Source organism: Stenotrophomonas sp. YAU14D1_LEIMI4_1 (assembly GCF_003086815.1).
Classification (GTDB): domain Bacteria; phylum Pseudomonadota; class Gammaproteobacteria; order Xanthomonadales; family Xanthomonadaceae; genus Stenotrophomonas.
The window spans coordinates 930,138-949,048 of record NZ_CP025997.1 but is presented as its reverse complement, the minus strand read 5'-3'; the positions used below and the strand labels follow the sequence as shown (position 1 = coordinate 949,048).

The 18,911-nt window shown below is 63.2% G+C and carries 30 protein-coding genes; 1 reads left to right on the top strand and 29 read right to left on the bottom strand.

Translation table 11 applies throughout. The annotated features are described in order from the left end of the window. Window positions 1-124: 124 nt before the first annotated feature. The gene (locus C1932_RS04255) at window positions 125-2,251 is read left to right on the top strand and encodes a TonB-dependent receptor (RefSeq protein ID WP_108761321.1); all 2,127 of its coding nucleotides are present in this window, start codon (window positions 125-127) and stop codon (window positions 2,249-2,251) included. A 66-nt stretch (window positions 2,252-2,317) separates the two neighbouring features. On the opposite strand, the gene C1932_RS04250 is transcribed toward C1932_RS04255, so the two are convergent. From C1932_RS04250 to tuf, 29 genes are all read right to left on the bottom strand, one after another. Continuing rightward, the gene (locus C1932_RS04250; protein ID WP_108761320.1) at window positions 2,318-2,824 is read right to left on the bottom strand and encodes a disulfide bond formation protein B; all 507 of its coding nucleotides are present in this window, start codon (window positions 2,822-2,824) and stop codon (window positions 2,318-2,320) included. A gap of 239 nt (window positions 2,825-3,063) precedes the next feature. Then, window positions 3,064-3,447, bottom strand: coding sequence for a 50S ribosomal protein L17 (gene rplQ / locus C1932_RS04245; protein WP_108748664.1), 384 nt, complete (start codon window positions 3,445-3,447; stop codon window positions 3,064-3,066). 199 nt (window positions 3,448-3,646) lie between these two features. Continuing rightward, window positions 3,647-4,645, bottom strand: a complete 999-nt coding sequence (rpoA, locus tag C1932_RS04240) for a DNA-directed RNA polymerase subunit alpha (RefSeq protein ID WP_010483975.1) — start codon at window positions 4,643-4,645, stop codon at window positions 3,647-3,649. A 55-nt stretch (window positions 4,646-4,700) separates the two neighbouring features. Next, window positions 4,701-5,330: a 30S ribosomal protein S4 gene (gene rpsD / locus C1932_RS04235; protein WP_004145446.1), complete on the bottom strand. Its 630-nt coding sequence runs from the start codon at window positions 5,328-5,330 to the stop codon at window positions 4,701-4,703. A 15-nt stretch (window positions 5,331-5,345) separates the two neighbouring features. Then, entirely contained in the window at window positions 5,346-5,735 is a 390-nt protein-coding gene (gene rpsK, locus C1932_RS04230) for a 30S ribosomal protein S11 (protein WP_042614211.1), read from the bottom strand. An 11-nt stretch (window positions 5,736-5,746) separates the two neighbouring features. Then, entirely contained in the window at window positions 5,747-6,103 is a 357-nt protein-coding gene (gene rpsM, locus C1932_RS04225; protein WP_004154500.1) for a 30S ribosomal protein S13, read from the bottom strand. Window positions 6,104-6,450: 347 nt separating this feature from the next. Next, a complete protein-coding gene (gene secY / locus C1932_RS04220; protein ID WP_108761319.1) occupies window positions 6,451-7,818 on the bottom strand; it encodes a preprotein translocase subunit SecY in 1,368 nt (455 codons plus the stop codon). Window positions 7,819-7,825: 7 nt separating this feature from the next. Further along, window positions 7,826-8,269, bottom strand: a complete 444-nt coding sequence (rplO, locus tag C1932_RS04215; RefSeq protein WP_004154498.1) for a 50S ribosomal protein L15 — start codon at window positions 8,267-8,269, stop codon at window positions 7,826-7,828. Window positions 8,270-8,275: 6 nt separating this feature from the next. Continuing rightward, on the bottom strand, window positions 8,276-8,467 hold the full coding sequence (gene rpmD / locus C1932_RS04210) for a 50S ribosomal protein L30 (protein ID WP_004145412.1): 192 nt from the start codon (window positions 8,465-8,467) through the stop codon (window positions 8,276-8,278). Continuing rightward, the gene (rpsE, locus tag C1932_RS04205) at window positions 8,460-9,002 is read right to left on the bottom strand and encodes a 30S ribosomal protein S5 (RefSeq protein ID WP_053448882.1); all 543 of its coding nucleotides are present in this window, start codon (window positions 9,000-9,002) and stop codon (window positions 8,460-8,462) included. Before rpsE ends, rpmD begins: the two co-directional genes overlap by 8 nt. Window positions 9,003-9,162: 160 nt before the next feature. Continuing rightward, window positions 9,163-9,516 carry a 50S ribosomal protein L18 gene (rplR, locus tag C1932_RS04200; protein WP_093817438.1) on the bottom strand — a complete coding sequence of 118 codons (354 nt, stop codon included), beginning with the start codon at window positions 9,514-9,516 and terminating at the stop codon, window positions 9,163-9,165. A gap of 56 nt (window positions 9,517-9,572) precedes the next feature. Next, window positions 9,573-10,097 (bottom strand): 50S ribosomal protein L6, encoded by a 525-nt coding sequence (rplF, locus tag C1932_RS04195; RefSeq protein WP_108752275.1) that lies wholly within the window; start codon window positions 10,095-10,097, stop codon window positions 9,573-9,575. Window positions 10,098-10,115: 18 nt separating this feature from the next. Then, window positions 10,116-10,514, bottom strand: coding sequence for a 30S ribosomal protein S8 (rpsH, locus tag C1932_RS04190; RefSeq protein ID WP_005408210.1), 399 nt, complete (start codon window positions 10,512-10,514; stop codon window positions 10,116-10,118). Between the two features lie 259 nt (window positions 10,515-10,773). Beyond that, entirely contained in the window at window positions 10,774-11,079 is a 306-nt protein-coding gene (gene rpsN, locus C1932_RS04180; protein ID WP_108748659.1) for a 30S ribosomal protein S14, read from the bottom strand. Between the two features lie 18 nt (window positions 11,080-11,097). Further along, window positions 11,098-11,640, bottom strand: coding sequence for a 50S ribosomal protein L5 (rplE, locus tag C1932_RS04175; RefSeq protein ID WP_004145361.1), 543 nt, complete (start codon window positions 11,638-11,640; stop codon window positions 11,098-11,100). Window positions 11,641-11,651: 11 nt separating this feature from the next. Continuing rightward, complete coding sequence (rplX, locus tag C1932_RS04170) at window positions 11,652-11,969, bottom strand: 50S ribosomal protein L24 (protein ID WP_108748658.1); 318 nt, start codon at window positions 11,967-11,969, stop codon at window positions 11,652-11,654. A 16-nt stretch (window positions 11,970-11,985) separates the two neighbouring features. Next, entirely contained in the window at window positions 11,986-12,354 is a 369-nt protein-coding gene (rplN, locus tag C1932_RS04165) for a 50S ribosomal protein L14 (RefSeq protein ID WP_010483978.1), read from the bottom strand. A 12-nt stretch (window positions 12,355-12,366) separates the two neighbouring features. Further along, window positions 12,367-12,636, bottom strand: coding sequence for a 30S ribosomal protein S17 (rpsQ, locus tag C1932_RS04160; RefSeq protein WP_004145355.1), 270 nt, complete (start codon window positions 12,634-12,636; stop codon window positions 12,367-12,369). Between the two features lie 11 nt (window positions 12,637-12,647). Then, window positions 12,648-12,833 (bottom strand): 50S ribosomal protein L29, encoded by a 186-nt coding sequence (gene rpmC / locus C1932_RS04155; RefSeq protein ID WP_004154487.1) that lies wholly within the window; start codon window positions 12,831-12,833, stop codon window positions 12,648-12,650. Then, complete coding sequence (gene rplP / locus C1932_RS04150) at window positions 12,833-13,246, bottom strand: 50S ribosomal protein L16 (protein ID WP_025879305.1); 414 nt, start codon at window positions 13,244-13,246, stop codon at window positions 12,833-12,835. Before rplP ends, rpmC begins: the two co-directional genes overlap by 1 nt. Window positions 13,247-13,251: 5 nt before the next feature. Next, complete coding sequence (gene rpsC / locus C1932_RS04145; RefSeq protein ID WP_005415414.1) at window positions 13,252-13,986, bottom strand: 30S ribosomal protein S3; 735 nt, start codon at window positions 13,984-13,986, stop codon at window positions 13,252-13,254. Between the two features lie 18 nt (window positions 13,987-14,004). Then, the gene (gene rplV / locus C1932_RS04140) at window positions 14,005-14,340 is read right to left on the bottom strand and encodes a 50S ribosomal protein L22 (protein WP_080375339.1); all 336 of its coding nucleotides are present in this window, start codon (window positions 14,338-14,340) and stop codon (window positions 14,005-14,007) included. Between the two features lie 12 nt (window positions 14,341-14,352). Next, window positions 14,353-14,622 carry a 30S ribosomal protein S19 gene (rpsS, locus tag C1932_RS04135; protein WP_005415413.1) on the bottom strand — a complete coding sequence of 90 codons (270 nt, stop codon included), beginning with the start codon at window positions 14,620-14,622 and terminating at the stop codon, window positions 14,353-14,355. Between the two features lie 6 nt (window positions 14,623-14,628). Further along, window positions 14,629-15,456, bottom strand: a complete 828-nt coding sequence (rplB, locus tag C1932_RS04130; protein ID WP_108748657.1) for a 50S ribosomal protein L2 — start codon at window positions 15,454-15,456, stop codon at window positions 14,629-14,631. Between the two features lie 10 nt (window positions 15,457-15,466). Further along, window positions 15,467-15,766, bottom strand: a complete 300-nt coding sequence (rplW, locus tag C1932_RS04125; RefSeq protein WP_049470489.1) for a 50S ribosomal protein L23 — start codon at window positions 15,764-15,766, stop codon at window positions 15,467-15,469. Continuing rightward, window positions 15,763-16,368: a 50S ribosomal protein L4 gene (gene rplD, locus C1932_RS04120; protein WP_102944279.1), complete on the bottom strand. Its 606-nt coding sequence runs from the start codon at window positions 16,366-16,368 to the stop codon at window positions 15,763-15,765. The genes rplW and rplD overlap by 4 nt, the downstream gene beginning before the upstream one ends. Before the next feature lie 12 nt (window positions 16,369-16,380). Beyond that, complete coding sequence (gene rplC / locus C1932_RS04115; protein ID WP_004145336.1) at window positions 16,381-17,031, bottom strand: 50S ribosomal protein L3; 651 nt, start codon at window positions 17,029-17,031, stop codon at window positions 16,381-16,383. Window positions 17,032-17,042: 11 nt separating this feature from the next. After that, window positions 17,043-17,354: a 30S ribosomal protein S10 gene (rpsJ, locus tag C1932_RS04110; protein WP_005408208.1), complete on the bottom strand. Its 312-nt coding sequence runs from the start codon at window positions 17,352-17,354 to the stop codon at window positions 17,043-17,045. 332 nt (window positions 17,355-17,686) lie between these two features. Beyond that, window positions 17,687-18,877: an elongation factor Tu gene (gene tuf, locus C1932_RS04105; protein ID WP_108752273.1), complete on the bottom strand. Its 1,191-nt coding sequence runs from the start codon at window positions 18,875-18,877 to the stop codon at window positions 17,687-17,689. Window positions 18,878-18,911: the final 34 nt, after the last annotated feature.

The window sequence follows — 18,911 nt, the reverse complement described above, 5'->3', positions numbered from 1 at the left end:
CCGATCCGCCACAACCGGCATGCCCACAGCGCCCCGGGCAGGCGCATGATCCGCACTCAGTTGTTAGGAAGTAACACTTCCCGTCATGGACCGGCCCCTCCCTCCCATCGACCCCATCCCGACCATGAAGCCCTCCCCGCTCGCAACGGCCGTCACCCTCGTCCTGGCCCTGGCCAGCCTGCCCACCGTCGCCCTGGCCGCCGACAGCACGTCACCGGCCGTGAAAGACCTCGACGTGGTCACCGTCAGCGCCCAGCTCGACCAGGCGCGCAACGCGCTCTCCCCGGATATCGGCAGCAGCCAGTACCAGATCACCGCCGAGGACATCCAGAAACAGCCGCTGGGCGCCGCAGCGCCGCTCAGCCAGGTGCTGCTGCAGGCACCGGGTGTGGTCCAGGACTCTTACGGCGGCGTGCACGTGCGCGGCGACCACGCCAACCTGCAGTACCGGATCAACGGAGTACTGCTGCCCGAATCCATCTCCGGCTTCGGCCAGACCCTGGATGCGCGCACGATCAAGAGCATCCGCCTGATGGACGGCGCCTTGCCGGCCCAGTTCGGCGAGCGCACCGCCGCGGTGGTCGACATCACCACCCGCAGCGGCGCCGAGTTGGGCAATGGCGGCAGCGCCGGCATCACCACTGGCTCGTACGGCAAGGTGAACCCCAACGCCTCGTGGTGGGGCAGCCAGGGGCGCTGGAGCTGGTTCCTGACCGGCAACTACGACCAGAACGAGGTCGGCCTGGAAAGCCCGACCAACGCCCGCCGGCCGCAGCATGACGACACCCACCAGGGCAAGGCCTTCGCCGACCTGACCTACCTGGTCAACGACAACACCCGCCTCAGCCTGTTCGCCGGCTTTGCCAACAACCGCTTCCAGATTCCGGTGAACCCCGGCCAGGAACCGCAGTTCGGCTATCTGGACACCACCACGTTCGACTCCAGCCAGCTGGACGAAACCCAGCGCGAAACCACCCGCTTCGGCATGCTGGTGCTGCAGGGCAACCTGGGCGACACCGCCTACCAGCTCTCGGCCGGCCAGCGCTACAGCGATGTGGGCTTCAACCCCGACATCGCCGGCGACCTGGTGTTCAGCGGCGTCGCCTCGCAGGTACAGCGCAGCAACCGCGCCAGCACCGTGCAGGCCGATTTCTCCACCCCGCTGGGGATGAACCACACCCTGCGCTATGGCCTGTACGGCAACCACGAGGATGCACGCGCCAGCAACGCCAGCTGGGTGTTCCCGGTGGATGCGCAGGGCCAGCAGGCCAGCACCACGCCGCTGCAGATCGCCGATGCCAACGCATTCACCGCGCGCACCGCCGCCCTGTACGTGCAGGACGAATGGCGCATCGGCGACGACTGGACCGTGAACTACGGCCTGCGCGGCGACCGCTACACCGCCTTCGGCCATACCGAAGGCCAGTTGAGCCCGCGCCTGGGCGTGGTCTGGAACGCCAGCGACAGCACCACCGTCCACGCCGGCTATTCGCGCTACTTCACCCCGCCGGCCAGCGAACTGATCGGCAGCACCGACATCGCCCTGTACGACGGCACCACCAACGCACAGCCCGCCGGCGGCACGACCACACCGCTGGCCGAGCGCAGCGATTACTACGACATCGGCGTTTCGCAGCAGGTCGGTGATCACCTCACCCTGGGCCTGGATGCGTACGACCGCCGGGTGGACCGCCTGCAGGACGAAGGCCAGTTCGGCGCCGCCTACATCTATTCCACCTTCAACTACCGCCGTGGCCATATCCGCGGGCTGGAATTCAGCGCCGACTACAGCAACGGGCCGTTCAGCGCCTACTTCAACGCGGCACTGAGCAAGGCGATCGGCACCGACGTCATCACCGGCCAGTACAATCTGGATCCGGACGCGCTGGCCTATGCGGCCCAGCACTGGATCCACCTGGACCACGACCAGCGGCTGACCTCGTCCGGCGGCTTGAGCTACGCCTTTGCCGGCCACAACCGGGTGGGTGCGAACTATGTGTTCGGCAGTGGCCTGCGTTCTGATACCGACACCGTGCCCAATGGCGGCGAACTGCCGTCCTACCTGCAGGTGAACCTGAGCGCCGGGCACGATTTCAACGCCGACAGCGGCCACCCGCTGCACGTGCAGCTGGCGGTGATCAATGCGCTGGATCGCAGCTACCAGCTGCGTGACGGCGGTGGCGTGGGCGTGTTTGCCCCGCAGTGGGGGCCGCGCCGCGGCGCCTACCTCAGCCTGCAGCAAGACTTCTGAGCAGACAGGGGTCGGACAGGGGTCGGATCCCTTTGCGCAGCAAAGGGATCTGACCCCGCTTGTTTCTCAGCGCGCTACCTTGCGCAGCGACACCACCAGCGCCCACAGCGCCAGCAGCGCGAACCACACGCCCGACCACATCGGCATGGTCAGGCCCAGGAACGTCCAGTCGATGTTGCCGCAGTTGCCAGTGCCGGTCAGCACCGTGCGGAATACCTCCAACGGCCCCATCGTCTCGCTCAGGAAGCTCAGCGGCGGGCCACAGGTCGCGCCCATCTCCGGCGGCAGCAGCTGCACGTACACATGGCGCGCGGCAATGCCGAACCCGACAGCGGCGGCGATGAAGGCGAGAATCCCGTAGGTCGCCCGGCCCGGCCGGTTCGACGGCCCGTGCAGTGCGCCAATCAGGAACAGCAGCCCCAGGGCGGCGAAGGCCAGGCGCTGGAAGATGCACAGCGGACAGGGCTCCAGCCCCATCTTCAGCTGCAGGAAGATGGCATAGCCCAGCAGGCCTGCGCAGATCAGGAAGCCCAGGAAAAACTGGGCGCGGAAGGGCCAGCGCAGTGGATTCATCGTCAACGCTCAAGTGATCAGGCGCCAAGCGTAACCGAGAGCGCGCGCCATTCGAACCGCTGCAGGCCACGCCTGTCGGAACGGTGTGGGTCAGATCCCTTTGCGCAGGCAAAGGGCTCTGACCCGTTGCGCGGCGATCATGGGGTCAGAGCCCGTGCCTGCGGCACGGGATCCGACCCCGGAAACGCAAAAGCCCGGCAGTCGCCGGGCTTTCGCTGTTTCGCGTTGGAGCGGTCCGATTACTCGGCCACTGCCTCGGCCACGGCCGGACGGTCGACCAGCTCGACGTAGGCCATCGGTGCGTTGTCGCCGGCGCGGAAGCCGCACTTCAGCAGACGCAGGTAGCCGCCCGGACGGTTCGCGTAGCGCGGGCCCAGGATGGTGAACAGGTTGCCCACGGCTTCGTTGTCGCGCAGACGGGCGAAGGCCAGACGGCGGTTGGCGACGGAGTCGACCTTGGCCAGGGTGATCAGCGGCTCGGCAACGCGGCGCAGTTCCTTGGCCTTCGGCAGGGTGGTCTTGATCAGCTCGTGCTTGAACAGCGAGGCAGCCATGTTCTTGAACATTGCTTCGCGGTGGGCGCTGGTGCGGCTGAACTTACGGCCAGACTTCTGGTGACGCATGGTGGAATTCCTTGGTTAATGATGAGGCGTTGTGGATCGATGTCGCCTTCCTGGCGTTGCTGCACGGACTGCGGATGGTCCTGGTCATCCGTCCTGGACGACCTGCCCGCGAACCTTCGGTTCGTCGTGGCGTGTTTCGTAAACCGGTTGAAGGCTCCACCGCGAACGGTGGAGCCTTCAGGTACACCAGGAGGCTGTATCAGCCCAGCATGCCGTGGCTGGCGACACCGGCCGGCGGCCAGTTTTCCAGCTTCATGCCTAGCGACAGGCCACGCTGGGCCAGCACTTCCTTGATTTCGGTGAGCGACTTCTTGCCCAGGTTCGGGGTCTTCAGCAGCTCCACTTCGGTCTTCTGGATCAGATCGCCGATGTAGTAGATGCTTTCCGCCTTCAGGCAGTTGGCCGAACGCACGGTCAGTTCCAGATCGTCGATCGGGCGCAGCAGCACCGGATCCACGCCGTTGTTGGCCGGCTTGGCCGCACCGCGGTCGCGGTGGGTGAAGTCACCGAACACCGACAGCTGGTCGCTGAGGATGTCGGCGGCGGTGCGCACGGCTTCCTCGGCGTCGATGGTGCCGTTGGTCTCGATATCGATGACCAGCTTGTCCAGGTCGGTACGCTGTTCGACACGCGCCGCTTCCACGGCGTAGGCGACACGGCGGACCGGCGAGAACGAGGCATCCAGGACCAGGCGGCCGATGGCACGGGTTTCTTCGTCCGGACGACGACGCGCAGCAGCCGGCTGGTAGCCGAAACCACGCTCGATCTTCAGACGCATGTTGATTGCCGTGTCCTTGGTCAGGTGGCAGATCACATGTTCGCCGTTCAGGATCTCCACATTGTGGTCGACCTTGATATCGGCAGCGGTGACAACGCCCGGGCCCTGCTTGGACAGGGACAGGGTGGCGCTGTCGCCGGAGTGCATACGGATGGCCACGTCCTTCAGGTTCAGCAGGACTTCGAGCACGTCCTCCTGCAGACCTTCGACCGTGGTGTACTCATGCAACACGCCGTCGATTTCGACTTCCGTGATGGCGAAGCCCGGGATGGACGACAGCAGCACGCGACGCAGGGCGTTGCCCAGCGTATGCCCGTAACCCCGCTCCAAAGGTTCGATAACGACCTTTGCACGGGTGTCGGTAAGGCGTTCGATCTGCGGACCGCGAGGACGCAGAACCTGGTTGGCGGTAACCGTCATGTTGCGGGTTCTCCTAGTGAACCCCCGGCCGTCGCCGGGGGCTCTCCAATGTGAATTACTTCGAATACAGCTCGACGATCAGCGCTTCGTTGATGTCCGCAGGCAGGTCCGAACGATCCGGAACAGCCTTGAAGATGCCGGTGAACTTACCGGAATCCACTTCGACCCACGACGGGCTCAGGTCATGCTGGGCGGCGACGGTCAGGGCTTCCTGGACGCGCAGCTGCTTGGCAGCCTTTTCCGACAGAGCGATGGCGTCGCCAGCCTTGACCTGGTACGAAGCCAGGTTGACCGACTTGCCGTTCACGGTGACGCCGCGGTGCGACACCAGCTGACGGGCAGCCGGACGGGTCACGGCGAAGCCCATGCGGTAGACGACGTTGTCCAGGCGGGTTTCCAGCAGCTGCAGCAGGTTCTCGCCGGTGTTGCCCTTCTTGGTCGAGGCCTTCTTGTAGTAGTTGCGGAACTGACGCTCCAGCAGGCCGTAGATACGCTTGACCTTCTGCTTTTCACGCAGCTGGGTGGCGTAGTCGGACAGCTTGCCCTTACGGGCAGTGGCGCCGTGCTGGCCGGGCTTCTGCTCCAGCTTGCACTTGGAGTCCAGCGCACGCGCCGGGCTCTTCAGGGACAGGTCGGCGCCTTCGCGACGGGCGAGCTTACAGGTAGGACCGATATAACGAGCCATTTCTTATCGCTCCCTTTAGACGCGACGCTTCTTCGGCGGACGGCACCCGTTGTGCGGGATAGGCGTCACGTCGATGATGTTGGTGATCTTGTAGCCGACGTTGTTCAACGAACGCACGGCCGACTCACGGCCCGGACCCGGGCCCTTGATGCGGACTTCCAGCGACTTCACGCCGTAGTCCAGCGCAGCACGACCGGCCTTCTCGGCAGCCACCTGGGCTGCGAACGGGGTCGACTTGCGCGAACCGCGGAAGCCAGCGCCACCGGAGGTCGCCCACGACAGAGCGTTGCCCTGGCGGTCGGTGATGGTCACGATGGTGTTGTTGAACGAAGCGTGGACGTGGGCAACGCCATCAGTGATGACGCGCTTGATCTTCTTCTTGGTCTTAGCAGCGGGCTTAGCCATTTGTCAGTCCCTTACTTCTTGATCGCCTTGCGCGGACCCTTGCGGGTGCGGGCGTTGGTACGGGTGCGCTGGCCACGCAGCGGGAGGCCACGACGGTGACGCAGGCCGCGGTAGCAGCCCAGGTCCATCAGGCGCTTGATCGCGATACCGATCTCACGGCGCAGATCGCCTTCCACGATGTACTTGCCGACTTCGGCGCGCAGGCGCTCGATTTCCGGCTCCGACAGATCGCGGATCTTGGTGGTCGAAGCAACGCCTGCGACTTCGCAGACCTTCTTCGAACGGGTACGGCCGATGCCGTAAATGCTTTGCAACCCGACCCAGACGTGCTTCTGGGCTGGCAGGTTGACGCCTGCAATACGCGCCATGACGCGGTTCTCCAGCTGAGTGATGGCCGACAGCGCACCGTAGGCGCGCCAATCCGGCAGGATGGATCAAAAAAGTGAACTAGCGATACTAACAAGGTTCCGGTTTACATGGAAGCCCGTGAAACCATTGGTTTCATGAACCCGGCCTGGGGAGTGTGCCCAGGCTCCGGCGCCGGATGGGGTTGGACCTGGAGTTTCCTCCGGGGCCGCCCGCGCTACTCCTGCGCGGGACCACCTCATCACACCCCCACCCGGAACCGCTGCGGGGGCCGCCCTTCGTTTGTGTGGCCGGAGTCCGCGAAGCGGAGGGACCATCACGTCAGGAAGACGAAAGTATAACAGGCTGATCAGCCGCGAGCAAAGCCGCCGCGGTTGCCGCCCTTCAGGTTGGCCTTCTTCAGCAGGCTCTCGTACTGGTGCGACATCAGGTGCGCCTGCACCTGGGCGATGAAGTCCATCACCACCACCACCACGATCAGCAGCGAAGTACCACCGAAGTAGAACGAGGCGTTCAGCTGCGTGCGCATCAGTTCCGGCAGCAGGCAGACGATCACCAGATAAGCCGAACCGGCAGCAGTCAGGCGGGTCAGCACGCCGTCGATGTAGTCGGCGGTGGCCTTGCCCGGACGGATGCCCGGAATCAGCGCGCCCGACTTCTTCAGGTTGTCGGCGGTTTCCTGCGAGTTGAACACCAGCGCGGTATAGAAGAACGCAAAGCCAGTGATCAGCGCAGCGAACACGATCATGTGCAGCGGCTCGCCCGGGCCCAGGGCATTGGCGACCTTCTGCAGGACCTGGCCAAAGGTGCTCTGGTTGGCAGCCTGGCCGGCCCACATGGTCAGCGTGGCCGGGAAGGCCAGCAGGCTGGAGGCGAAGATGGCCGGGATCACGCCCGCCATGTTCAGCTTCAGCGGCAGGAACGAGGTCTGGTTCATGTACGCGTTGCGGCCGCCCTGGCGACGTGCGTAGTTCACCGTGATGCGGCGCTGGCCGCGTTCGACGAACACCACGAAGAAGGTGAAGGCCAGCACCACGATGGCGATCAGCAGCAGCTGGATGAACTGGATGTTGCCGTCGCGGTAGGCATCGAAGGTATGGATGACCGCGGCAGGCAGGCCGGCCACGATGCCGGCGAAGATGATCAGCGACACACCGTTGCCGATGCCGCGCTCGGTCACCTGCTCACCGACCCACATCAGGAACATGGTGCCGGCGGTCAGCGCGATCACGGCGGTGAGCACGAAGCCCATGCCCGGTGCGTAGACGACCGGAGCGCCCGACGGCGAGACCTGGCCCTGCAGCGCCAGGGCGATCGAACCGCCCTGCACCACTGCCAGCACCACGGCGCCGATGCGCGAATACTGGGTGATCTTGCGGCGGCCGGACTCACCTTCCTTCTGCATCGCCTTCAGCGCGGGGAAGATGTGGACGGCCAGCTGCATCACGATCGATGCCGAAATGTACGGCATCACGTTCAGCGCGAAGATGCTGAAACGGTGCAGGGCGCCGCCCGAGAACATGTTGAACATGTCCACGATGCCGCCGCCCTGCTGTTGCATCATGGCAAGCATGGCATCGGGATTGACGCCCGGCACCGGCACGTAGCAGCCAATGCGATAGACGATCAAAGCCCCGACGACGAACAGCAAACGTTGGCGAAGTTCAGTGAACTTGCCCATTCCGCCCGCGAGGTTACCGATGCCAGCTTGCGCCATGATTTTCTTACTCCGTTACGCTGCCGCCGGCAGCTTCGATCGCGGCCTTGGCACCAGCCGTGGCAGCAATACCCTTCAGGGTGAACGCCTTGGTCACTTCGCCCTTGACGACGACCTTGGCCTTCTTGGCAGTGCTCGGGACCAGCTTGGCAGCACGCAGGGCGGCGAAGTCGATCTCACCGGCCGGCAGCTTGTCCAGCGCGTACAGCAGCACTTCAGCGGTGTCCTTGGCGATCGGCGAACGGAAGCCGATCTTCGGCAGACGACGCTGCATGGGGGTCTGGCCGCCTTCGAAGCCAGCCTTGATCTTGCCGCCACCCTTACGGGCGAACGAACCCTTGTGGCCGCGGCCGGCAGTCTTGCCCAGGCCCGAGCCGATACCGCGACCGACGCGGGTGCGCTCGGTGCGGGCGCCCGGTGCCGGGCTCAGTTCATTGAGACGCAGAGTCATGATCGATTACTCCTCAACCTTGACAAGGTAGTGAACGGTGTTGATCAGACCGCGAACCTGCGGGCTGTCCTTCAGTTCACGCACATCGTTGAGCTTGTTCAGACCCAGAGCACGCACCGACAGGCGGTGACGCGACTGAGCACCACGCAGGCCGCGCACCAGGCGCACCTTCACAGTCTTGTTGGACTCATTAGCCATGGTTGAGTTCCTCCACCTTCTTGCCGCGCTTGGCCGCGATGCGAGCCGGCGACTGCGCTGCAGTCAGGCCCTTCACGGTGGCACGCACCAGGTTAATCGGGTTGCGCGAACCGGTGGCCTTGGCCAGCACGTTCTTCACGCCAACCGCTTCCAGCACGGCGCGCATGGCACCGCCGGCGATGACGCCCGTACCTTCCGAAGCCGGCTGCATGAACACGCGTGCAGCGCCGTGGCCATCCTTGATGGTGTGCCACAGGGTGCCGTTGTTCAGGTCAACGCTGACCAGGTTCTTGCGAGCCTGTTCCATCGACTTCTGGATGGCGACCGGCACTTCGCGCGCCTTGCCATAGCCGAAACCGACCTTGCCTTCGCCGTCGCCGACCACGGTCAGGGCGGTGAAGGTGAACTGGCGACCGCCCTTGACGGTCTTGCTGACGCGGTTGACCGCGACCAGCTTTTCAATCATGCCGTCGTCGACTTTCTCTTCGCGGTTGCGGTCGCGATCGCGACCCCGCTGCTGACGTTCTTCTGCCATCTTGATTCCTTGGTTGTTTGGGTATGTACGGCTCGGGGCCGCTTATGGTTGTGGAGTACCGCGTTGTTCCGGTGGGCCGCTGCAGAAGAGCGGCGCCGTCCAGCCTCGCTCAGGCTGGCGAGCAGGCGGGCAGGAGACGAACGTCCCCTGCCCTGACCTCTTAGAACTGCAGGCCGGCTTCGCGGGCGGCGTCAGCCAGGGCCTTGATGCGGCCGTGGTAACGGTAACCCGAACGATCGAAGGCAACCTTCTCGATGCCAGCGGCCTTGGCGCGCTCGGCAACGATGCGGCCAACCTTGGCAGCGGCGTCGGCGTTCTTGCCGTTCTTCAGGCCGTCCTTGACGTCGGCCTGGGTGGTGTTGGCAGCAGCCAGCACCTTGGAGCCGTCGGCGGTGAAGACCTGTGCGTACAGGTGCTGGCCGGTGCGCAGCACCGACAGACGGGCCACACCCAGCTCGCGGATGTGAGCACGGGTCGACTTGGCGCGACGCAGGCGGGCGATGTTCTTGTTCATGATGTGTTTTCCTTGAAAGCTGAAGGTCAGGCTTTTCCCTGGTGAGGGACTCGCGCTTAGGCCTTCTTGGCTTCCTTACGGATGATGACTTCGTCGGAGTACTTCACGCCCTTGCCCTTGTACGGTTCCGGCTTGCGGAACGCACGGATCTTGGCGGCAACTTCACCAACGACCTGCTTGTCGGCGCCCTGGACCAGGATCTCGGTCTGGGTCGGGGTGGAGATGGTGATGCCTTCCGGAGCAACGAACACCACCGGGTGCGAGAAACCGAGCGACAGGCTCAGGTCCTTGCCCTGCATGGCAGCACGGTAACCCACGCCGACCAGCTCCAGCTTGCGCTCGAAGCCTTCGGAAACACCCTTGACCATGTTGGACAGGATGGCGCGGACGGTACCGGTCAGCGGGATCAGATCCGCATTCTCGGTGCTCAGGGTGGCAACGCCGTTCTCGACGTTGATGGCAATGCCGGCCGGCTTCGGCAGCGACAGGGTGCCCTTCGGGCCCTTGACGGTGACGGATTCGGACTGGACGTTCAGTTCAACCTTACCCAGGTCGACGGGCTTCTTGGCTACGCGGGACATATTCTTACTCCTCTCGCCTTAGGCCACGAAGCACAGGACTTCGCCGCCGACGCCCAGCTGGCGCGCCTGCGCATCAGTCATGATGCCCTTGGAGGTGGAAATGATAGAGATACCCAGGCCGTTCATGACCTTCGGCAGTTCGCTCTTGCCGCGGTACTGGCGCAGGCCCGAACGCGAGAAGCGCTTCAGGGTCGCGATGACCGGCTTGCCTTCGAAATACTTCAGCACGATTTCCAGCTCGGACTTGTTGTTTTCCAGCTGGGTCACGCGCAGGTCGGTGATGTAACCCTCGTCCTTCAGGACCTGGGCGATCGCAACCTTGATCTTGGACGACGGGGCTTTCACCGTCTGCTTGCCAACCGCGGCCGCATTCTTGATGCGGACCAGCAGGTCGGCGATGGGATCAGTCATGCTCATATGAGTACCTTTGAGTGCACCGATATCCGCTTTCGCGAAAATCTGTTGTCTCCTGGAAACGGGCCAGGTCCCTTCTTGCGGCAGGCCAATGACCTACCCCTGCAACCCCGCTCGCGCAGGGCAAGACGCGGGAGTATACGCCAAAAGAGCCCGACTTGCGCCGGGCTCTTCGGGTTTTTTTGCTTGGGCAAGCCTGAATGCCTGCCCTGACCTGTTCAGGAACCCCCGGAGGGGTTCCTGGTCGCAGGACCGGCTGGGATTACCAGCTGGCCTTGCGCAGGCCCGGCACGTCGCCGCGCATGGTGGCTTCACGCAGCTTGTTGCGGCCCAGGCCGAACTTGCTGTAGACGCCACGCGGACGGCCCGACAGCTCGCAACGGTTGCGCTGGCGGCTCGGCGACGAATCGCGCGGCAGCTTGGCCAGCTTGGTTGCGGCTTCGATCTTCTCTTCGTAGCTCGACTCCAGCGAGGAGACGATCTTCTTCAGAGCGGCACGCTTGTCGGCGTACTTCTTGGCCAGCTTTTCCCGCTTGATGTCGCGGTTGACCATGGAGGTCTTTGCCATTTCGGTATCCTCGACGAATCAGTTACGGAACGGGAACTTGAACGCTGCCAGCAGCGCCTTCGCTTCCGCGTCGGTCTTCGCAGTGGTGGTGATGGCGATATCCATGCCGCGGATCGCGTCGACAGCGTCGAAGTCGATTTCCGGGAAGATGATCTGTTCCTTCACACCCATGTTGAAGTTGCCGCGACCGTCGAAGGAACGACCGGAAACACCACGGAAGTCGCGCACGCGCGGCAGCGAGATGTTGATCAGGCGATCCAGGAACTCGTACATCTTGTGGCGACGCAGCGTGGTCTTGCAGCCAATCGGCCAACCATCACGGATCTTGAACGACGCAACCGAGATACGCGACTTGGTGACAACCGGCTTCTGGCCGGAAATCTTGGTCATGTCGCCGACGGCGTTTTCCAGGATCTTCTTGTTGGTGGCCGCTTCGCCGACACCCATGTTCAGGGTGACCTTGACCAGCTTCGGCACTTCCATCGGATTGGTGTAGCCGAACTGCTTCATCAGCGCCGGCACCACTTCTTCCTTGTAAAACTTTTCGAGACGGGAAGTCATCTTCACATTCCTCAGGCGTCGAGCGCCTCACCGCTGGAGCGGAACACACGCAGTTTGCGTCCATCCTCCAGCACCTTGAAGCCAACGCGTTCGCCCTTGCCCGAAGCCGGGTTCAGCACATTCACGTTGGAGATATGGATCGACGCTTCACGCTCGACCACGCCGCCGGCAACGCCTGCCTGCGGATTCGGCTTGGTGTGGCGCTTGACGATGTTCACGTTGGCAACGACCACGCGGTCGCCGTCGACGCGAAGCACTTCGCCACGCTCGCCCTTGTCCTTGCCGGCATTGACGACAACCTGGTCGCCCTTCTTGATACGGTTAGCCATGATTATCTCCTGTCGCTCACAGCACTTCGGGAGCGAGCGAGACGATCTTCATGAACTTCTCCGAACGAAGTTCACGGGTCACCGGCCCGAAGATACGGGTACCGATCGGCTCCTGCTTGTTGTTCAGCAGAACGGCAGCGTTGCCGTCGAAGCGGATCAGCGAGCCGTCGGCGCGACGCACACCCTTGCGGGTACGCACCACGACGGCGTCATACACTTCACCCTTCTTGACCTTGCCGCGCGGAATCGCATCCTTCACGGTGACCTTGATGATGTCGCCGATACCGGCGTAACGGCGCTTGGAACCACCCAGCACCTTGAAGCACATCACCTGCTTGGCACCCGAATTGTCCGCGACGTCAAGGTAGCTCTGCATCTGGATCATGATTCAGACTCCTTATTCAGCCGCACGCGTGATGACTTCCACCACGCGCCAGTTCTTGGTCTTGGACATCGGAGCAATCTCGGTCACGCGGACGACATCGCCTTCCTTGCAGGCGTTGTCGGCATCGTGGGCGTGCAGCTTCGTCGAGCGCTTGATGTACTTGCCGTACAGCGCGTGCTTGACCTGACGCTCAACCAGGACGGTAACCGTCTTGTCCATCTTGTTGCTGACGACACGGCCTTCGACCGTGCGCAGCGCCTTGTTTTCAGTATTGTCGCTCATAGCGGCCATCCTTACTTCGTGCTGCCGAGCAGGGTCTTGACGCGAGCAATCTCGCGACGGACCCGGCGGATGTCGTGGGTCTTCGGCAGCTGGCCGGTGACCTGCTGCATACGGACAGAGAACTGTTCCTTACGCAGGTCGATCAGGTGGGCCTTGAGTTCGTCAGCCGACTTTTCACGGAGAGTTTTGATATCCATCAGCGCACCGTCCGGGTCACGAAAGTGGTGGTGACCGAGAGCTTGGCGGCGGCCAGGCGGAATGCCTCGCGTGCCACTTCTTCGGTAACACCCTCGATTTCATAGATCATGCGGCCGGGCTGGATCTGGGCCACCCAGTATTCCACGTTACCCTTACCCGAACCCATTCGAACTTCGATGGGCTTCTTGGTGATGGGCTTGTCGGGGAACACACGGATCCACATCTTGCCGCCGCGCTTGACGTAGCGGCTGATCGAGCGGCGGGCCGCTTCGATCTGGCGCGCGGTCAGCTGACCGTGGGCGGTTGCTTTCAGACCGTACTCGCCGAAGCTGACAGCGTTGGCGCTCCAGCTCAGGCCTTCGTTACGGCCCTTGTGTACCTTGCGGTACTTGGTTCGCTTGGGTTGCAACATTGTCGTTACCTCGCTTCACGAGCCGGGCGCTGACGGTCACCGCGGTCGCCGCGATCGTGACGATCGTTGCGCGACGGGGTGTCGTCCTGCTTTTCCTGGCCAACCTGGGAGAAATCGAAGACTTCGCCCTTGTAGATCCAGACCTTGATGCCGATGATGCCGTAGGTCGTCTTGGCTTCAGCGAAGCCATAGTCGATGTCGGCACGCAGGGTGTGCAGCGGCACGCGGCCTTCGCGGTACCACTCCGAACGGGCGATTTCTGCACCGTTGAGGCGGCCACCGACGTTGACCTTGATGCCCAGGGCACCCAGGCGCATCGCGTTGCCGACCGAGCGCTTCATTGCGCGGCGGAACATGATGCGACGCTCCAGCTGCTGGGCGATCGACTCGGCAACGAGCTGCGCGTCCAGTTCCGGCTTGCGCACTTCGGTGACGTTGATGTGCGCCGGGACGCCCATCATCTCGCTCACTTCCTTGCGCAGCTTCTCGATGTCCTCACCGCGCTTGCCGATCACCACGCCCGGACGGGCGGTGTGGATCGTCACGCGAGCGGTCTTGGCCGGACGCTCGATCAGGATCTTGCTGATGCCGGCCTGAGCCAGCTTCTTGCGCAGCATGTCGCGCACTTTCAGGTCGGCTGCCAGGTAACCAGCGAACTCGGCCTTGTTGGCGTACCACTTGGAGTTCCAGTCCTTGGAAATACCCAGGCGGATACCAATCGGATGAACTTTATGACCCATGGTCTTTTCCTTATCCGCTTACTTGCCGGCGCCCACAACCACAGTGATGTGGCTGGTGCGCTTGAGGATGCGGGTACCGCGGCCTTTCGCCCGCGCCATGAAACGCTTCAGGGTCGGACCTTCATCAACCATGATGGTCTGAACCTTCAGCTCGTCGACGTCGGCGCCCTGGTTGTTCTCGGCGTTTGCAATAGCCGACTCCACCACCTTCTTGATCAGGTGGGCAGCCTTCTTGTCCGAGAACTTCAGCAGGTTGACCGCACGCTCGGCCGGCAGACCGCGCACCTGGTCAGCGACCAGACGAGCCTTCTGCGGGGAGATGCGCGCAGTGCGCAGGATGGCTTTCGCTTCCATTGTCATCTCTCCTTACTTGCCCGACTTCTTGTCACCACCGTGACCCTTGAAGGTCCGGGTGATGGCAAATTCGCCGAGCTTGTGGCCGACCATGTTCTCGTTGACGAGAACCGGGATGTGGTTCTTGCCGTTATGCACGGCAATGGTGATGCCTACCATGTCAGGCAGGATCATCGAACGGCGCGACCAGGTTTTGATCGGCTTCTTGCTGCCCGCAGCGGCCTCCACCTTCTTGACGAGGTGGTGATCGACGAACGGGCCCTTCTTGAGTGAACGTGCCATGGTCGATTAGCCCCTACGATCGCGGACGATGAACTGCTGAGTGCGCTTGTTATGGCGCGTCTTGTAACCCTTGGTCGGAACACCCCACGGGGTGACCGGATGCGGGTTACCCTGGCCGGCCTTCGCCTCACCACCACCGTGCGGGTGGTCAACCGGGTTCATGGCAGCACCACGAACGGTCGGGCGGACGCCGCGCCAGCGCTTGGCACCGGCCTTGCCCAGCTTTTCCAGGCTGTGCTCGTCGTTGCCGACTTCACCGATGGTGGCGCAGCACTCGACCGGAACCTTACGCATTTCACCCGAGCGCAGGCGCAGGGTGGCGTAGATGCCTTCGCGGGCAACCAGCTGCACGGCCGCACCAGCGGCGCGGGCGATCTGAGCGCCCTTGCCGGGCTTCAGTTCGATGCAGTGGATGGTGGTACCGACCGGGATGTTGCGCAGCGGCAGGGTGTTGCCAGCCTTGATCGGGGCGTCCGAACCAGCGATCACCTGATCACCAGCCTTCAGGCCCTTCGGGGCGATGATGTAGCGGCGCTCACCGTCGACGTAGCACAGCAGGGCGATGTGGGCGGTGCGGTTCGGATCGTATTCGATGCGTTCCACGCGCGCCGGGATGCCCAGCTTGTTGCGCTTGAAGTCGATGATGCGGTAGTGCTGCTTGTGGCCACCACCGACGTGACGCACGGTGATGCGGCCGTGGTGGTTACGACCACCCGAGCGGCTCTGCGACTCGACCAGTGCGGCGTGCGGAGCACCCTTGTGCAGGTCGGGAGTAACCACGCGCACGGCCGAACGGCGGCCGGGAGAAGTGGGCTTGAATTTCATCAATGGCATGGGATGTACCTCAGGCCTTGGCCGTTACATCGATCGACTGGCCGTCGGCCAGGCGAACGTACGCCTTGCGCCAATCGCCGCGGCGGCCAGCACGGTTACGGAAGGACTTGTTCTTGCCCTTGACGTTGACCACGTTGACGGCTTCGACCTTGACGTCGAACAGCTGCTCAACCGCGGCCTTTACATCGGCCTTGGTGGCTTCGTTCGAAATTTCGAAGACATACTGGTTGGAGAGTTCCTGCAGGCGCGCGGTCTTTTCGGAGACACGCGGGGCACGCAGCACGCTGAAGATTTTTTCGTTGCTGTTCATGCCAGCCACTCCTCGACCTTCTTGACCGCGTCAGCGGTGATGACGACCGTGTCGGCACCAACCAGGGACACCGGGTCCAGACCCTGCACGTCACGCACTTCCACGTAGGGAACGTTGCGGGCCGACAGGTACAGGTGCTCGGAGGCTTCCTCGGTGACGATCAGCGGGCGCTTGCCCACTTCCAGGCCGGCCAGCTTGGCGATCAGACCCTTCGTGCTGGTCGCTTCGACGTCGAAGGACTCCACGATGGTCAGACGGCCCTGACGGTTCAGCTCGGACAAGATCGCGCACATGGCGGCACGGTACTGCTTACGATTGACCTTCTGCTCGAAGCTGCGCGGCTTGGCCGCGAAGGTGACACCGCCGCCGACGAAGATCGGAGCCGTCAGTGCGCCATGACGCGCGCCGCCGCCCTTCTGCTTCTTCGACTTCTTGGTGGTACCAGCCACTTCGGAGCGAGTCTTCTGCGCCTTGGTGCCGGCGCGACCGGCGTTGCGGTAAGCAACGACGACCTGGTGGACCAGATCTTCGCTGAAATCGCGACCGAACACGGCGTCGGAGACCGAGACCTTGTTGTTGCTACCCGTGATAACGAGTTCCATCGTCATCTCTCCTTATGCCTTGCTCGCCGGACGGACGATCACGTCGCCACCCGCCGCGCCCGGAACGGCGCCGCGAACTGCGATCAGACCGCGCTCGACGTCGACCTTGACCACTTCCAGGTTCTGGGTGCTCTGCTGCACCGCGCCCATGTGGCCCGACATCTTCTTGCCCGGGAAAACGCGACCCGGGGTCTGGCGCTGACCCAGCGAACCCGGCGCGCGATGCGACAGCGAGTTACCGTGGGTTGCATCGCCCATACGGAAGTTGTGGCGCTTGATGGTGCCCTGGAAACCCTTACCCTTGGTGACACCCTGGACGTCGACGATCTGGCCGACTTCGAAGATGTCCGCCTTGACTTCGCCGCCAACGGCGAAATCGCCGAGCTGCGCGTCTTCAACGCGGAATTCCCACAGGCCACGGCCCGCTTCCACCTTCGCCTTGGCGAAGTGGCCGGCTTCCGGCTTGTTGACCAGGGCAGCGCGACGCGCGCCGACGGTCACCTGCACGGCGCTGTAGCCGTCGGTTTCGACGGTCTTGATCTGCGCGATGCGGTTGGGGGTTGCTTCGATCAGGGTCACCGGGATGGAGCGGCCATCTTCAGTGAACACGCGGCTCATGCCAGCCTTGCGGCCCACGAAGCCCAACGAATACTTCTTCGTCATGGTCGTAGTCCTCAGGTCAGCTTGATCTGAACGTCGACGCCGGCAGCCAGTTCGAGCTTCATCAGCGCGTCCACGGTCTTGTCATTCGGGTCAACGATATCGAGCACGCGCTTGTGCGTGCGGGTCTCGTACTGGTCACGCGCGTCCTTGTCGACGTGCGGGGAAACGAGGACGGTGTAACGCTCGATCTTGGTCGGCAGCGGGATCGGGCCACGCACTTGCGCGCCGGTCCGCTTGGCCGTTTCAACGATCTCGCTGGCCGAACGGTCGATCAGACGATGATCGAACGCTTTCAGCCGGATCCGGATCTTTTGGTCCGCCATGGCGGTAGGTTCCTTCGTTAAAAGAGCGACAGACAAAGCCTCTGGGTTGCTTTGTCCCGTGAAATCCCTGAATACAGACGGCCCGCACTCCTGCAGGCCGACAAGGTCAATCCATAGACCCCAAAAACGTAGGCAGGCCAGTTTCCCGGTCTGCCCAGACGTGGAAGCATAATGGCACGCAAGGCAGCTGTCAACAGTTGCCTGTTGACGCCGCCTGAATGGCATTGACCGTTCCTGGTCCGGGGAACACAAGGCACATCCTGTGCCTGCTTTCCCATTTGATACGCCCCGATGCCCTACCCAGGCAACATCGGGGCGCAGATACTACCAGATTACGCGATGATCTTCGAGACCACGCCGGCGCCGACGGTACGGCCGCCTTCGCGGATGGCGAAGCGCAGGCCTTCGTCCATTGCCACCGGGTTGATCAGCTCGACAACCATCTTCACGTTGTCGCCCGGCATCACCATCTCCACGCCTTCCGGCAGGTTGGCCTTACCGGTGATGTCGGTGGTACGGAAGTAGAACTGCGGGCGGTAGCCGTTGAAGAACGGGGTGTGACGGCCGCCTTCGTCCTTCGACAGCACGTACACTTCGCCTTCGAAGGTGGTGTGCGGCTTGATGGTGCCCGGCTTGGCCAGAACCTGGCCGCGCTCGACGTCGTCACGCTTGGTGCCGCGCAGCAGCAGACCGGCGTTGTCGCCTGCCTGGCCCTGGTCCAGCAGCTTGCGGAACATTTCGACGCCGGTCACGGTGGTCTTCTGCACCGGACGGATGCCGACGATTTCGATTTCTTCGCCGACCTTGATCACGCCGCGCTCGATACGACCGGTCACCACGGTGCCGCGGCCCGAGATCGAGAACACATCTTCCACCGGCATCAGGAACGGCTTGTCGACTGCACGCTCCGGCTCCGGAATCCAGGTGTCCAGCGCGTCGACCAGCTTGATGATCGCCGGGACGCCGATTTCGCTCTGGTCGCCTTCCAGCGCCAGACGAGCCGAACCCGAGATGATCGGGGTGTCGTCGCCCGGGAACTCGTACTTGCTCAGCAGTTCGCGGACTTCCATTTCGACCAGTTCCAGCAGCTCGGCATCGTCAACCATGTCGGCCTTGTTCAGGAACACGACGATGTACGGCACGCCGACCTGACGCGACAGCAGGATGTGCTCGCGGGTCTGCGGCATCGGGCCGTCAGCGGCCGAGCACACCAGGATCGCGCCGTCCATCTGGGCGGCACCGGTGATCATGTTCTTGACGTAGTCAGCGTGGCCCGGGCAATCGACGTGGGCGTAGTGACGGGTGGTGGATTCGTATTCGACGTGCGCGGTCGAGATCGTGATACCACGAGCCTTCTCTTCCGGAGCGGCGTCGATTGCCGAGTAATCCTTGAATTCGCCACCGAAGCGCTCGGCACCGATCTTGGTCAGTGCTGCGGTCAGCGTGGTCTTGCCATGGTCGACGTGACCGATGGTGCCGACGTTGACGTGCGGCTTGGTGCGCTCGAACTTACCCTTTGCCATTGTTGTTTACCTTGATTTTGAAAGTGGTTTTCAG